Annotated in this window: 11 protein-coding genes; all 11 read right to left on the bottom strand. The window is 63.8% G+C overall.

Annotation, left to right across the window (positions count from 1 at the left end):
• Nucleotides 1-20: 20 nt before the first annotated feature.
• The 11 genes from ISX93_RS05805 to ISX93_RS05855 all read right to left on the bottom strand — a co-directional run bounded on the left by ISX93_RS05805 (nt 21) and on the right by ISX93_RS05855 (nt 14534).
• On the bottom strand, nt 21-1202 hold the full coding sequence (locus ISX93_RS05805) for an acetyl-CoA C-acetyltransferase (RefSeq protein ID WP_195777771.1): 1182 nt from the start codon (nt 1200-1202) through the stop codon (nt 21-23).
• 149 nt (nt 1203-1351) lie between these two features.
• Complete coding sequence (acs, locus tag ISX93_RS05810; RefSeq protein WP_195777772.1) at nt 1352-3289, bottom strand: acetate--CoA ligase; 1938 nt, start codon at nt 3287-3289, stop codon at nt 1352-1354.
• A gap of 98 nt (nt 3290-3387) precedes the next feature.
• On the bottom strand, nt 3388-3738 hold the full coding sequence (locus tag ISX93_RS05815; protein WP_195777773.1) for a DUF3147 family protein: 351 nt from the start codon (nt 3736-3738) through the stop codon (nt 3388-3390).
• Nucleotides 3739-3767: 29 nt separating this feature from the next.
• Complete coding sequence (gene pgi / locus ISX93_RS05820) at nt 3768-5432, bottom strand: glucose-6-phosphate isomerase (protein WP_195777774.1); 1665 nt, start codon at nt 5430-5432, stop codon at nt 3768-3770.
• A 133-nt stretch (nt 5433-5565) separates the two neighbouring features.
• On the bottom strand, nt 5566-6426 hold the full coding sequence (panC, locus tag ISX93_RS05825) for a pantoate--beta-alanine ligase (RefSeq protein WP_195777775.1): 861 nt from the start codon (nt 6424-6426) through the stop codon (nt 5566-5568).
• A complete protein-coding gene (gene panB, locus ISX93_RS05830; RefSeq protein WP_195777776.1) occupies nt 6423-7223 on the bottom strand; it encodes a 3-methyl-2-oxobutanoate hydroxymethyltransferase in 801 nt (266 codons plus the stop codon). Before panB ends, panC begins: the two co-directional genes overlap by 4 nt.
• A gap of 104 nt (nt 7224-7327) precedes the next feature.
• Nucleotides 7328-7846 (bottom strand): 2-amino-4-hydroxy-6-hydroxymethyldihydropteridine diphosphokinase, encoded by a 519-nt coding sequence (gene folK, locus ISX93_RS05835; RefSeq protein ID WP_195777777.1) that lies wholly within the window; start codon nt 7844-7846, stop codon nt 7328-7330.
• A 5-nt stretch (nt 7847-7851) separates the two neighbouring features.
• Nucleotides 7852-9255 carry a polynucleotide adenylyltransferase PcnB gene (locus ISX93_RS05840; protein ID WP_195777778.1) on the bottom strand — a complete coding sequence of 468 codons (1404 nt, stop codon included), beginning with the start codon at nt 9253-9255 and terminating at the stop codon, nt 7852-7854.
• A gap of 679 nt (nt 9256-9934) precedes the next feature.
• Nucleotides 9935-11350 (bottom strand): sigma-54-dependent transcriptional regulator, encoded by a 1416-nt coding sequence (locus ISX93_RS05845; RefSeq protein ID WP_195777779.1) that lies wholly within the window; start codon nt 11348-11350, stop codon nt 9935-9937.
• Nucleotides 11351-11413: 63 nt separating this feature from the next.
• A complete protein-coding gene (locus ISX93_RS05850) occupies nt 11414-14374 on the bottom strand; it encodes a sensor histidine kinase (RefSeq protein WP_195777780.1) in 2961 nt (986 codons plus the stop codon).
• A complete protein-coding gene (locus ISX93_RS05855) occupies nt 14358-14534 on the bottom strand; it encodes a hypothetical protein (protein ID WP_195777781.1) in 177 nt (58 codons plus the stop codon). The genes ISX93_RS05850 and ISX93_RS05855 overlap by 17 nt, the downstream gene beginning before the upstream one ends.
• Nucleotides 14535-14605 lie beyond the last annotated feature (71 nt).

Raw genomic sequence — 14605 nt, forward strand, 5'->3', positions numbered from 1 at the left:
ACAGTTGCGGGTTATACGCCTTAGCTGCGCTCGATGGCCAGCGCCACACCCTGACCGCCACCGATGCACAGGGTAGCCAGACCTTTTTTGGCATCGCGCTTGATCATCTCGTGTAGCAAGGTCACCAGCACGCGGCAACCGGATGCGCCGATCGGGTGGCCGAGGGCGATAGCCCCGCCGTTGACGTTGACCTTGGCGCTGTCCCAGCCCAGATCCTGGCCGACTGCCAGCGATTGTGCGGCAAAGGCTTCGTTGGCTTCGATCAGGTCGAGGTCGCCTACCTGCCAGCCGGCCTTGCCCAGGCAGCGCTGGGTGGCAGTGACCGGGCCGATGCCCATGATCGCCGGATCGACACCCGCGTTGGCGTAGGCGGCGATGCGCGCCAGTACCGGCAGGCCGAGGGCCTTGGCCTTGGCTTCGCTCATCAGCAGCACTGCCGCAGCGCCGTCATTCAGGCTGGAAGCATTGCCGGCGGTAACGCTGCCGTCCTTCTTGAAGGCGGGTTTGAGCTTGCCGAGGGATTCGGCCGTGGTGCCGGCGCGAGGTTGTTCGTCGGTGGCGAAGGCCAGTGGGTCGCCCTTGCGCTGCGGGATCAGGATCGGGGTGATTTCATCGGCAAAGCGCCCCGCTTCAATGGCGGCCACGGCCTTCTGTTGCGAGGCGGCGGCGAAGGCATCCTGCGCCTCACGGCTGATGGCGTACTTGTCGACCAGATTTTCGGCAGTGATGCCCATGTGGTAGTCGTTGAAGGCATCCCACAGGCCATCGCTGATCATGGTGTCGATCACCTTGCCATGGCCCATGCGCAGGCCGGTGCGCGCGCCGGGCATGACGTAGTTGGCCAGGCTCATGTTTTCCATGCCGCCGGCGATGATCACTTCAGCGTCGCCGCAGCGGATCGCCTGGGCGCCCAGATGCAGGGCCTTGAGGCCTGAGCCGCAGACCTTGTTCAGCGTCAGTGCCGGCACCGCGTGCGGCAGACCGGCATTTACAGCGGCTTGGCGGGCGGTGTTCTGCCCGGCGCCGGCCGTCAGTACATGGCCGAGGATGACTTCGTCGACCTGCGCAGGATCCAGTTTGGTCTGCGCGAGCAGTTGGCGGATCACCGCAGCACCCAGCTCCACGGCCGGGATATTGGCCAGTGCACCCTGGAAACTGCCAATGGCGGTACGGGTGGCGGCGACGATGACGACTTCTTGCATGGTGAATTTCCTCGGCAGTGACGGGGCGCAACTTCGCGCGGTGGGTGCTAATGGTCGCACAAGGGTAAAGCGCTGCGTAGGGTGGGCTTCAGCTCACCATTTGGTGCTGCCTGGTTTGGTGGGCTGAAGCCCACCCTACGGGTTATCAATCAGCGGTTGTGACGTTTGTCGATCAGGTCCTGGACTACGGAGGGGTCGGCGAGAGTCGAGATGTCGCCCATGTTCTCCAGTTCATTGCATGCGATCTTGCGCAGGATGCGCCGCATGATCTTGCCCGAGCGGGTTTTCGGCAGGCCGGGTGCCCACTGCATGATTTCCGGTTTGGCGAAGCTGCCGATTTCCTTGCTGACCATCGCCAGCAATTCCTTGGTCAGCGCCTCGCTCGGCTCGATGCCATTCATCAGGGTGACGAATACGTAAATGCCCTGGCCCTTGATGTCGTGCGGGTAACCGACGGCGGCGGCCTCGGCGACGGCATCATGCAGCACCAGTGCGCTTTCCACTTCGGCGGTGCCGATGCGGTGGCCGGAGACGTTGATCACGTCGTCCACGCGGCCGGTGATCCAGTAGTAGCCATCCTCGTCGCGGCGCGCGCCGTCGCCGGTGAAGTAGTAGCCGGGGTAGGGCTTGAAGTAGGTATCGATCATCCGTTGATGGTCGCCATACACGCTGCGGATCTGGCTCGGCCAGCTGGCCTTGATCGCCAGCACGCCGGAACCGGGGCCGTCGATGATCTGGCCCTTTTCATCCAGCAGCACCGGCTGTACGCCGAAGAACGGCCGCGTCGCCGAGCCGGGTTTGAGGTCGGTGGCGCCGGGCAGCGGGGTGATCAGGATCGAGCCGGTCTCGGTCTGCCACCAGGTGTCGACGATCGGGCAGCGCATTTCGCCGACCACGTGGTAATACCATTCCCAAGCTTCCGGGTTGATCGGTTCGCCCACCGAGCCGAGCAGGCGCAGGCTGCTGCGCGAGGTTTTCTGCACCGGCCCTTCGCCTTCGCGCATCAGTGCGCGCAGGGCGGTGGGGGCGGTGTAGAAAATGTTCACCTGATGCTTGTCGATCACCTGCCAGAAACGCGAGGCATCCGGGTAATTCGGCACGCCTTCGAACATCAGCGTGATCGCGCCGTTGGCCAGCGGGCCATAGACGATGTAGCTGTGGCCGGTGACCCAGCCGACGTCTGCGGTGCACCAGTAGATGTCGCCTTCGTGGTAGTCGAATACGTACTTGTGGGTCATCGCCGCGCCGAGCAGGTAGCCGCCGGTGCTGTGCAGCACGCCTTTGGGTTTGCCGGTACTGCCCGAAGTGTAGAGGATGAACAGCGGGTCTTCGGCGTCCATGGCTTCGGCCGGGCAGCTGGCGGGAACCTCGTCGATCGCCTCGTGGTACCAGAGGTCGCGCCCGGTTACCCAGTCGATATTGCCGCCGGTACGTTTGACCACCACCACGCTGGTCACTTGCGGGCAACTTTGCAGTGCCTTGTCGACGTTGACTTTCAATGCGATGGATTTGCCGCCACGTACGCCTTCGTCGGCAGTGATTACGGTGCGGCAGTCAGCATCGAGGATGCGGTCGCGCAGCGCGTCCGGCGAGAAGCCGCCGAACACCACCGAGTGCACCGCGCCAATCCGCGTGCAGGCGAGCATGGCGTAAGCGGCTTCCGGGATCATCGGCATATAGATGCACACGCGGTCACCTTTTTTCACACCACGCGCACGCAGCACGTTGGCCAGCCGGCAGACCTTGTCATGCAGTTCGTTGTAGGTGATGTACTTTGATTCGTGCGGATTGTCGCCTTCCCAGATCAGGGCCGTCTGCTCACCGCGGCTGGCCAGATGGCGGTCGATGCAGTTCTCGCTGACATTCAGTTGGCCGCCTTTGAACCACTCGGCCAGACCGCTGTGCATGTCGCTCTTGAGCACACAGTCCCACGGTTTCTTCCAGTCGAGGAAAGCCTTGGCCTGTTCGGCCCAGAAGGTCTCCGGCTGGTCGATCGACTGCTGGTACAGACGCAGATAGGCCTCGTTATCCAGCAGGGCATGCTGGCGCACGGCAGCGCTGACGGGATGGCGCTGAATTTCAAACATGGCGGCTCCTGGGGTTTCTCCGTGGAAGGAAACAGCACAAATCAAGTCTCTGCAGCGGCCGGCGGGGCTCGCCCTGCAGGCTGATGGTGATCGGTTGGCTAGAGCAATTCCAAGCCAAAACGACGGAGCAGCAGCGCAAACAGAGCAAAGCTGACCACGCTGATGATGACGCAGGCCAGCAGGGCTGGCCAGAAGCCCAGCTTTGGCAAGAGCAGGGGAAAGGCCAGAAACATCGGCAGGGTCGGCACGACATACCAGAAGGTGAACCAGGCATGGTTGGCGATCTTTTGCGCAGGTTGTTGCTCCAGGTGCAGCCAGATCAGCGTCAGCACGGTGACCAGCGGCAGGGCGGCAACCAGGCCACCGAGCTTGTCGCTGCGCTTGGCCAGTTCCGAGACCAGCACGACGACTGCGGCGGTGAGCAGGTATTTGGACACAATCCACAGCATGGGTGCACCTACGGTGTGGGTGGTTTGTGTCAGCCGCGATGGCGACCGCGGAAGAAGTCGATCAGGCCCTGGGTCGAGGCGTCCGCCGCCGGTGCCGGTTCCCAGTCGGTGAGGCCCTGGTAGACGCCCTTGCCGAGTTCCTTGCCGAGCTCCACGCCCCACTGGTCGAAGGCGTTGATGCCCCACAGCACGCTCTGTACATAGACCTTGTGCTCGTACATGGCGATCAGTGCACCGAGCCGGCGCGGGCTGATGCGTTCCATCACCAGAGTGTTGCTCGGCCGGTTGCCGGGCACCACCTTGTGCGGAGCCAGGCGCTGCACTTCGCTTTCCGCCAGGCCTTTGCCGCGCAACTCGGCCTCGGCCTCGGCGCGGCTCTTGCCGAGCATCAGTGCCTGGCTCTGCGACAGGCAGTTGGCGTACAGCCACTGGTGGTGATCGGCAACCGGGTTGTAGCTGCTCACCGGCACGATGAAGTCGGCCGGGATCAGCTGGCTGCCCTGGTGCAGCAACTGGTGATAGGCGTGCTGGCCGTTGCAGCCGACCCCGCCCCAGATCACCGGGCCGCTGCCGGCAGTGATCGGCGTGCCGTCCTGGCGCACGCTCTTGCCGTTGGACTCCATGTCCAGCTGCTGCAGGTGGTCGGTGATGTTCCGCAGGTAATAGTCATAAGGCAGGATCGCCTGGCTGCGCGCGCCCCAGAAGTCGCCGTACCAGACACCGAGCAGGCCCAGCAGTACCGGGATGTTGCGTTCAAAGGGCGCGGTGCGGAAATGCAGGTCCATGTTGTAGGCGCCGGACAGCAGTTCCTTGAAGTTGGAAATGCCGATCGACATGGCGATCGGCAGGCCGATGGCCGACCACAGCGAATAGCGCCCGCCGACCCAGTCCCACAGCGGCAGGATGTTCTCCTCGCTGATGCCGAACTCGGTGGCCGCCGCGATGTTGCTGGATACGGCGATGAAATGCCGGTGCAGCTCAGCTTCGCTGCCACCCTGGGCCAGGTACCAGGCGCGCGCGGCCTGGGCGTTCTTCAGGGTTTCCAGGGTGGCAAAGGACTTGCTGGAGACGATGAACAGCGTGGTTTCCGCCGACAGCTTGCTGACCAGTTCACGGAACTCGCTGCCGTCGACGTTGGCCAGGTAGTGGCAACGCAAGCCTTTCTGGGCGAAGGGCAGCAGGGCTTCGGAGACCAGCTGCGGGCCGAGGAAGGAGCCGCCGATGCCGATGTTCACCACGTCGGTGATGGGCTTTTCCGTGTAACCGCGCCACAGGCCGTTATGCAGCTTGGTCACCAGGGTGCTCATCTGCTGCAGCACACGGTGGACGTCGGGCATGACGTTGCGTCCGTTGACCAGCACCTTGTCGCCCAGCGGCCGGCGCAGGGCGGTGTGCAGCACCTGGCGTTGTTCCGAGGCATTGATGGTGGCGCCGCTGAACATCGCCTGGATGGCGTCGCCCAGCCGGGCTTCCTCGGCCAGTCCCACCAGCAGGGCAACGGTCTCTTCGCTGATCAGGTTCTTCGAGTAATCCAGCATCAGCCCGCAGGTCGACAGGCTGAAGCGCTCGAAACGCTGCGGGTCGCCGGCAAAGGCTTCGCGCATGCTGAATGGCTGCATGGCCTGGCGATGGGCGGTGAGGGCTTTCCAGCTGGCGAGTTGGGTGACATCAAGCGGGGTCAGGTGATGATCCATGGAGAACCTTGAGGCTGGGAGTCGGGCGCGCAGCGGCGAGTATTTTTCTGATTCTAGCGCTAATCGGCCACGCTTGTGACGCGGCCAGGCGGCGCACCCGGCCCGCCAGCGCGGCCTGGGTGGCGGGGCTGCCTCAGGCGTCGACAGCCAGGCTGAAGGCGAGGTTGTCGATCAGGCGGGTCTTGCCGATGAAGGCGGCGGCCAGGATGACCAGGTCCGGGTCGTCGGCAGTGGCGCTGCGCAGGCTGCTGGCTTCGCAGACTTCCAGGTAGTCGGGACGGAAGCCGGCCTTGCGCAGAGCGGTCTTGCCCTTGGCTGTCAGCTTGGCGAAGTCGCGTTCGCCCTGGCGAATGGCGCTGGCCATCTCGGTGAGGCAGGCATACAGCGCCGGTGCTGCGGCACGCTGGTTGGCGGTGAGGTAGTTGTTGCGTGATGACAGCGCCAGGCCATCTTCGGCGCGCACGGTCGGCTCGCCCATGATCTGGATCGACATGTTGAGGTCGCGCACCAGCTTGCGGATGACCGCCAGTTGCTGGAAATCCTTCTCGCCGAAGATCGCCAGATCCGGCTGCACCATGTTGAACAGCTTGCACACCACGGTTGCCACGCCATCGAAGTGGCCGGGGCGGCTGGCGCCACACAGGCCGGCGGAAACGCCCGGCACGTGGATGAGGGTTTGTCCCTGCATGCCGTCGGGGTAGACCTCGTCGACATCCGGAGTGAACAGCAGGTGACAGCCGGCATCGATCAGTTTTTCCTGATCCGCCGCCAGGCTGCGTGGGTACTTGTCCAGGTCTTCGGTCGGGCCGAACTGCAGCGGGTTGACGAAGATGCTGGTGACCACGAAATCGGCACGCTGGCCGGCTTTTTCCACCAGGGCCACATGGCCGCTGTGCAGGTTGCCCATGGTCGGCACGAAGGCGATGCGCTTGCCCTTGGAGCGCGCCCCGGCGATCGCGGCGCGCAGCTCGCGTACGGTCTTGACGGTATTCATGCGCTGAATCCGTGCTCGCTGCCCGGGAAGGTGCGCTGTTTGACGGCGGCCACATAGGCGGCCAGCGCGGCCTGGACCGAAGGCTGGCCTTCCATGAAATTCTTCACGAACTTGGGTGCGCGCCCGCTCAGGGACAGGCCGAGCATGTCGTGCAGGACCAGCACCTGGCCGTCGGTCTCCACGCCGGCACCAATACCGATCACCGGGATTTTTACCGACTGGCTGATTTCGGCCGCCAGCGCGCTGGGGACGCATTCCAGCAGCAGCATGGCCGCGCCGGCCTGCTCCAGGGCCATGGCGTCGGCGCGCAGCTGGCGAGCCTGGATGTCCTGGCGGCCCTGGACCTTGTAGCCGCCAAGCAGGTTGACCGATTGCGGCGTCAGGCCGAGGTGGGCACACACCGGCACGCCGCGTTCGGCCAGCAGGCGGGTCGGTTCGGCCAGCCAGGCGGCGCCTTCCAGCTTGACCATGTGCGCGCCGGCCTGCATCAGGGCGGCGCAGCTGGCAAAGGTCTGTTCCAGGGTGGCATAGGCCATGAACGGCAGGTCGCAGAGGATAAACGCGCCCTGATTGCCGCGCTTCACCGCAGCGGTGTGATAGGCCATGTCGGCGAGGCTGACCGGCAGGGTGCTGTCGTGACCTTGCAGCACCATGCCGAGCGAATCACCCACCAGCAATACATCCACCCCGGCCTGGCAGGCCGCGCGGGCGAAGGTGGCGTCATAACAGGTCAGCATGGCGATCTTCTCGCCATTCTGCTTGAAGCCTTGCAGGGTGGTCAGGGTAGTGTCGGGCATGGCAGACATCCTATATGTGGCCTGATCGGTACCGGTTTTCAGCGGGGCCGGGCAACGGGAGGCATATAGTCCTGATGAGGGCGCCCGAAGTCAATCGCGAGGTGTTACCGGCCTGTTACTGCGTTACCGTCGAATGTGGCCCCGGAAAGCCGCTGCAAGCCTTGCGGTGGGCAGTTCTGCAGCAGTTCGGCCAGCCTCCGGCCGTCCGGCAGTTGCAGGTCCGGGGCAATTTCGGCCAGCGGGTAGAGGACGAACGGCCGTGCCTGCATATGGTAGTGCGGCACCTGCAAGCGTGGCAGGTTGATGACCTGCTGGCCGAACAGCAGGATGTCCAGGTCAAGGGTACGTGGTCCCCAGCGTTCGGCCTTGCGTTGCCGGCCTTGCTGCTGCTCGATCTGTTGCAGCGCATCGAGCAGTTGCAGCGGTTCAAGTGCGGTGTCCAGCGCAGCGACGGCGTTGACGTAGTCAGGCTGGTCGGCCGGGCCGAGCGGCTGGCTGGCATACAGCGAGGAGACCGCGGCGAGCCGGCTGTCCGGTAGCGCTGCCAACGCAGCGAAGGCAGCATGCAGTTGGGCGACCGGCTGCGCCAGGTTGCTGCCCAGTCCCAGGTACACACGCTGCACGTTGATTACTCGCCGGCCGGGCTGGCGCCTTCGGTTTTAGGCCCGCGTTTGCGGCGGCTGCCGCCGCGCCGGCGCTTGCGTGGCGCATCGGGAGCATCATCCTTGGCGACCAGGTCGCGGATCATGCTGCGCCGCTCGCTGTCGTTGGCATCCTGGTAATCGGTCCACCAGTCACCGAGGCCATCCAGCTCTTCGCCGGCATCTTCGCGCAGCAGCAGGAAGTCATAGCCGGCGCGGAAGCGCGGGTTCTCCAGCAGCAGGTCGGCACGTTTGCCCTGGCGCCTTGGCAGGCGCTCCTGCATGTCCCAGATCTCGCGGATCGGCATGCTGAAGCGCTTGGGTATCGCGGTGCGCTGGCACTGTTCGGTGATCAGGCTCTGTGCCGCTTCCTGCATCGCCGGGATCGGCAGCATGCCGCGCTCCTGCAGTTGGGCGACCCGGGCCGGCAGGGCCGGCCAGAGCATGGCGGCAAACAGGAAGGCCGGCGTGACCGGACGGCCCTCGGCAATGCGCTTGTCGGTATTGGCCAGCGCCAGGCCGATCAGGTTTTCCGTGTATTCGGGGTCGCGCTTGAGTGCGGCGGCGCTGGCCGGGAACAGCGGTGCCAGCAGGTCGTATTCGACCAGCAGGTCGAAGGTGCGCTCGCCGTAGCCGCTGAGGAACAGCTTGAGCACTTCCTCGAACAGGCGCGCCGAAGGGATGTCGCGCAGCAGGTGGGCCAGGTGGTGAATCGGCTCGGCGCTATGTTTTTCGATGCTGAAACCGAGCTTGGCGGCAAAGCGTACCGCGCGCAGCATGCGCACCGGGTCTTCCTGGTAGCGCTGGGTGGGGTCGCCGATCAGGCGGATCTGCTGGTTGTCGATGTCCTTTACACCCTGGGCGTAATCCAGCACGCGCTCGGTGGCGGGGTCATAGTAGAGCGCATTGATGGTCAGGTCGCGGCGCTGGGCATCGTCTTCCAGGCTGCCGTATACGTTGTCGCGCAGGATGCGGCCGCTTTCATTGCGCGAGGCTTGGTTGCTGTCCTCGTCGTCGTCACCTTGCGGGTGGTTGGCGCGAAAGGTGGCAACCTCGATGATTTCACGGCCGAAGTGCACATGGACCAGCTTGAAGCGCCGGCCGATCACGCGGGCGTTGCGGAATTCGGCGCGCACCTGTTCCGGCGTGGCGCTGGTGGCAACGTCGAAGTCCTTGGGTTCCAGGCCCAGCAGCAGGTCGCGTACGCAGCCACCGACCAGATAGGCCTGATAGCCGGCTTTTTGCAGGCGCTCCACGACATTGATGGCGTTGCGGCTGATTTGCGTGCGGCGCATGGCGTGCTGGCTGTTGCCGAGAATTTCCGGAGTGCTGCGGGGGTGCTTGCTGCGGCGCAGGGGCGAGCGGAGTGACTGGATAAACTTCTTCAGCATGAGGGGCACTGTCTGGCGGAATGGGCAGCCGGCATGGCTAATGGCCGCAGGATGGAGGCGCATTCTAGCACTGGCTGGGGGATATGTTGATCGCGGATGACGGGAACGGCAAAAGCCACTGGGGGAGCCGAAGCTCCCCCTAAATTATGTGCGCTTGATTTTTTATTATTGTGTCGGGCTTTTTTGGCTTTTATGACACCCGTTCCGTGAAGCCAGGCTTCCGGAAGAACTCCCAAGATGGGAGAGAAGAGCAAACGGATTTCTTTGGACGCTGACGGCGCCTTCTACCACCCCATGTTGCAACCAGGCTCCCAGCCACTTGTCGTGGTCTTGTTGTCTGACTGGTTACGGAGCGCGCCTCGAAGGCAGTTCTTCTCCAAAAGAATCGGTTAGCTACGCCTCCGCGTTGTTGTTTTTTTTGTGCTGGAGTCGGTACGTATTGTTTTTATTGGATTTGTGCAGCTTTTTATTTTTGTTGTGCGAAATAGACAGCACAAGGTGTGCCATGTTTTGGAAGTTGTTTTAAATCAACAGGTTAAAAATTTAGGTGGGATTTTCTAGGAAAAGAGTAAGTCAGATCGTTACCGCCGGTTCCGCTATTTGTTACTAAGTGTTTGGGGTGGGTAACAGAACGGGGTGTTGCAGCGGACGGCACAACCGCCCGGGTGGGCTGCATTGCTCAGGGGCTGGGTGCGCCGCTTTTGCGTCGCGGGATGCCCAGGCGCTGGCGTCTCTCCCACAGGCATTTGCGACTGATGCCGAGCTTGCGCGCCAGTTCGGTCTCGGTCATGTGCTCCTGGTGTTCGAGCACGAAGTGCTGGAAGTAGTCCTCCAGGGACAGGTCTTCGGCCGGATCACTGTTGACGCTGGCGCCGAGCGGCAGTTCGGTCGCCGCTGCCGGGGTGTCATCGTGCTCATCCAGGGCAATGTCAATCCCCAGCAGGTCGGCAGTGATTTCATTGCCCTCGCAGAGGATCACGGCCCGCTCGATGGCGTTTTCCAGTTCGCGCACATTGCCTGGCCAGTTGTAGAGGCGAATGGCCTTTTCGGCGCTGGCGGCAAAGCGCAGTTCGGGGCGCTCCATGGCGACGCTCTGGCGGGCCAGGAAGGCCTGGGCAATTTCCGCCACATCCTCGCCACGCTCGCGCAGGGCGGGCAGGTGCAGGGAAATCACATGCAGTCGGTAATACAGGTCTTCGCGGAACTGGCCAACCTTGGCCAGGCTTTTCAGGTCGCGATGGGTAGCCGCGATCAGGCGTACATCCACGCGTTGCGACTGCACGGCGCCAACCCGGCGAATCTCGCCATCCTGCAGCACGCGCAGCAGGCGGGCCTGCGCTTCCAGCGGCAGTTCGCCGATTTCGTCGAGGAACAGGGTGCCGCCGTCGGCGGCTTCGACCAGCCCGGCACGTCCGGCGCTGGCGCCGGTGAACGCGCCCTTTTCATGGCCGAACAGCTCGGACTCGATCAGTGACTCGGGGATCGCCGCGCAGTTCACCGAGATCAGTGGTGCGCGCGCGCGTTTCGACAGGTTGTGCAGCGCTCGTGCCACCAGTTCCTTGCCCGTGCCCGATTCGCCCTGGATCAGCACGTTGGAGCTGGTCGGGGCGACCTTGCGAATCTTGCTGTAGAGCGCCTGCATGCTGGGGCAGCTGCCGATGATGCCGATCTCGCCGTTACTGTCGGCGGCTGGCGCGGCACCGCGCTGCTGGGTGCCGCTGGCTGGCTGGTGGGCAACCTTCTGCTGATGTTCGCGGAGGATGCGCGCCACGGCCTGGAGCATTTCATCATGGTCGAAGGGTTTGGCGATGTAGTCCACCGCGCCCATCTTCATCGAGTCGACCGCCGAGCGCAGGCTGGCGTAGCTGGTCATGATCAGTACCGGCTTGCCTTGTGCCAGCTGGATCATCTCGGTGCCGGGCGCGCCGGGCAGGCGCAGGTCGCTGATCACCAGGTCAAACTCGGCAACCGTGAAGCGCTCGCGCGCTTCCTGGACCGAACCGGCCTCGCTGATCTGATACTGGTTGCGCTCGAGCAGGCGCCGCAGGGCCGACCGGATAATGGTTTCGTCTTCGACGATCAGGATGTGTGGCATTAATTCAGTTCTCTCGACGGTCTGTCTGACGTCCCAATCTTTTACGCGCATGGTTGCAGTATGTCAGTCCGGGTCGGCTGGTAACCCGGGGCCAGCATGCCTGGGCAGGGTCACGCGAACGCGCGTGCCGCGTTGCTTTAGAGCGTCTGCCGGGCTGTCGATGGCAATCTGGCCATAATGCTCTTCCACAATCGAATAGACCAGAGCGAGACCCAGGCCGGTGCCCTTGCCCGGATCCTTGGTGGTGAAAAACGGTTCGAACAGGCGCCCGGCAATGGCTTTGGGGATGCCGCTGCCTTCGTCTTCCACGCTCAGCTCGATCTGGTGCTCCAGCGCCCGGGTGCTGACGCGGATCGCTCCGCCGGCAAAGGAGGCATCGCGGGCATTGCTCAGCAGGTTGATGAGGATCTGCGCGATACGCTGCGGGTCACCCTTGACTAGGTGGCCGGGATCGCACAGGTTGAAGAACTCGACATCCACCCCTTCACGATTCAGCGACAGCAGGGCAATCGCATCGCGGGCGACATCCGCCAGGCAGACCGGCTCGAATACCTGCTGCTGCGGGCCGGCATGGGCGAAACTCATCAGCGACTGCACGATCCGCGAGATGCGCTTGGTCTGCTCGATGATCTGGCTGCTGATGTCGGTCACTTCGGCATCTTCCTCATGCTCATAGCGCAGGTTCTGCGCCAGGCAGGCGATACCGGTGACCGGGTTGCCGATCTCGTGGGCCACGCCGGCGGCCAGGCGGCCGATCGAGGCCAGGCGTTCGGAGTGCACCAGCTTGTCTTCGAGCAGCTGGGTATCGGTGAGGTCTTCGAGGAGGATCACCAGGCCGCTGTTGTCCGGCGCCAGCGGTTCGTTGATCGCCGCCTTGCGCAGGTTCAGCCAGCGAATCTGCCCGTGCATCTCCAGGCGCTGCTTGTGCAGGTGTTCGACCCGCAGCTCGACGAAGCACTGCAGCAGGCTGCGCCAGGGTTCGGCGATGGTGTCCAGGCGCGAGCCGACCACGCTGCGCGCCGGAATCTGCGTGAGCTCCTCCATGGCGCGGTTCCACATGAGGATTTCCTGGTCGCGGGCCAGCGAGCAGACGCCCAGCGGGAGCTCCTGCAGGGTCTGGCGGTGATAGCGGCGCAGGGCGTCCAGCTCGGCGGCCAGGCCGGTCAGGCGGGAACGGTAGTCCTCCAGGCGGTTCTCGATGAACTGGATGTCTTCGCTGGCGGAGCCTTCGCTGCCGCTCTTGTAGGGCAGGAAGGTCTTGATCATGTCCTGGGCCACGCTGGGACCCATCAGCCCGGAAAGATTGGCCTCAAGGCGGTCGCGCAGCCGGCGCAGGGCATAGGGTCGGCTCTCGTCGAAAGGCAGGTGCAGGTCGCGCAGGGCCTGCTCGACTTCGCGTTGCGCGGTGATCGCGCCGAGCGGCTTGGCCAGTTCGGTGGCGAACTCCTGGGGGGTCATGGCCTGCAGTTCACGTCGTTGCGGCCGGCTGACATTGTTCACGGTGCAGGCTGCCGCGGCACTGACCTCTTCCGGACTGGTTTTGCTGAACAGCGAGACCAGACTGAAGACCAGCACGTTGGCCAGCAGCGAGCCAATGGCGGCCAGATGCCAGTTGTCATCGTTGAGGGTCGGCTGGACATCGATCAGGGCCAGCCAGAGGTTGTCGAACTGGCCGAACAGCGGCAGCAGATTGCCGGCCAGCCAGATGCCCATGCCGGTCAGCAGGCCGCTGATGAAGCCACGGCAGTTGGCAGCCTGCCAGTAGAGGACGGCCAGCGCGCCGGGGAGGAACTGCAGGGTGGCGATGAATGCGGTCAGGCCCAGCGCGCTGAGGGCCTGCTGGTTGTTGAACAGCAGGTAGAACGCATAGCTGGCCAGGATGATGGCGATGATCAGCGAGCGGCGAATCCATTTCAGCCAGCGGTAGATGTTGCCATCGGCCGGGGGTTGGTACAGCGGCAGGACCAGGTGGTTGAGGGCCATGCCGGAGAGGGCCAGGGTGGTGACGATGATCAGCCCGCTGGCTGCGGACAGGCCGCCGACATAGGCGAGCAGGGTCAGCAGCTTGCTCTGCGAGGCCATGCTGATGCCGAGAGCGAAATATTCCGGGGTGGTGTCCACCTGCAGGTGCAGGCCGGCCCAGAGGATCGGCGGGACCGCCAGAGCCATCAGCAGCAGAAACAGCGGCAACCCCCAGCTGGCGGTGGCCAGCGCGCGCGGGTTGAGGTTCTCGCTGAAGCTCATGTGGTACATGTGCGGCATGACGATGGCGGAGGCGAAGAACACCAGCAGCAGTGTGCGCCAGGGACCCTCCTCGAGCGGCGTGCGCAGGTTGTTCAGCGCGCTGGAGTTGATTTCCAGCCAGACCTCGAGTTGCTGTGGGCTGCCGAAAACGCCGTAGATGGCATACAAGGCAATGGCACCGATAGCGATCAGCTTGACCACTGATTCGAAGGCAATCGCGAACACCAGCCCGGTATGTTTTTCTCGCGCGGCAATGTGGCGGGCGCCAAACAGAATGGTGAACAGCGCGATCAACGCGCAGAAGGCCAGCGCAACCTGGTGTTGCACCGGCTCCAGGGTAAGGATGCCGATGCTGTCGGCGACCGCCTTGATCTGCAGGGCAAGCAGCGGCAGTACCCCGATCAGGGTGAACAGGGTGGTCAGCGCGCCGGCCCAGGTGCTGCGGAAGCGAAAGGCGAACAGGTCGGCCAGCGATGACAGCTGGTAGGTACGGGTGATGCGCAGGATCGGCTGCAAGAGTACCGGCGCCAGCATGAAGGCACCGGCAATACCCAGGTAATAGGCAAGAAAGCCATAGCCATACTGATGGGCCAGCCCGACCGTGCCGTAAAACGCCCAGGCGCTGGCGTAGACACCCAGTGACAGGGTGTAGATGGCCGGATGCTGCACGAGCTTTTGCGGCACGAAGCCGCGCTCGCTGAGCCAGGCCACGCCGAACAGCACGAGCAGGTAACTGACACTCACCAGCAGCAGCTGGCTGAAGCTAAAGCTCATCGGCATCTTTCTGGCTCTGCAGCAGGAAGGTCACCAGGATCAGGATCAGCCATAGCACATAGGGGCGATACCAGACGCTCTCGGTGTTTACCCACCAGGCCATGATGGCCGGGGAAAACAGATAGATCCCCACTACCAGTAGCAGTACCAGTCGGTAGATTTGCATGGAGGGTCTCGAATGGGTGGTAGGTCGATGGTAGCGGAGGGGCAGGGCACAAGCCAGAAGCGCACCGCCTG

The organism is Pseudomonas sp. N040, assembly GCF_015637705.1.
In the GTDB taxonomy this organism is placed as follows: domain Bacteria; phylum Pseudomonadota; class Gammaproteobacteria; order Pseudomonadales; family Pseudomonadaceae; genus Aquipseudomonas.

Coding starts and splice junctions, on each gene's coding strand:
- ISX93_RS05805 (WP_195777771.1), bottom strand. CDS start 1,202: ATGCAAGAAGTCGTCATCGTCGCCGCCACCCGTACCGCCATTGGCAGT.
- acs (WP_195777772.1), bottom strand. CDS start 3,289: ATGTTTGAAATTCAGCGCCATCCCGTCAGCGCTGCCGTGCGCCAGCAT.
- ISX93_RS05815 (WP_195777773.1), bottom strand. CDS start 3,738: ATGCTGTGGATTGTGTCCAAATACCTGCTCACCGCCGCAGTCGTCGTG.
- pgi (WP_195777774.1), bottom strand. CDS start 5,432: ATGGATCATCACCTGACCCCGCTTGATGTCACCCAACTCGCCAGCTGG.
- panC (WP_195777775.1), bottom strand. CDS start 6,426: ATGAATACCGTCAAGACCGTACGCGAGCTGCGCGCCGCGATCGCCGGG.
- panB (WP_195777776.1), bottom strand. CDS start 7,223: ATGCCCGACACTACCCTGACCACCCTGCAAGGCTTCAAGCAGAATGGC.
- ISX93_RS05840 (WP_195777778.1), bottom strand. CDS start 9,255: ATGCTGAAGAAGTTTATCCAGTCACTCCGCTCGCCCCTGCGCCGCAGC.
- ISX93_RS05845 (WP_195777779.1), bottom strand. CDS start 11,350: ATGCCACACATCCTGATCGTCGAAGACGAAACCATTATCCGGTCGGCC.
- ISX93_RS05850 (WP_195777780.1), bottom strand. CDS start 14,374: ATGCCGATGAGCTTTAGCTTCAGCCAGCTGCTGCTGGTGAGTGTCAGT.
- ISX93_RS05855 (WP_195777781.1), bottom strand. CDS start 14,534: ATGCAAATCTACCGACTGGTACTGCTACTGGTAGTGGGGATCTATCTG.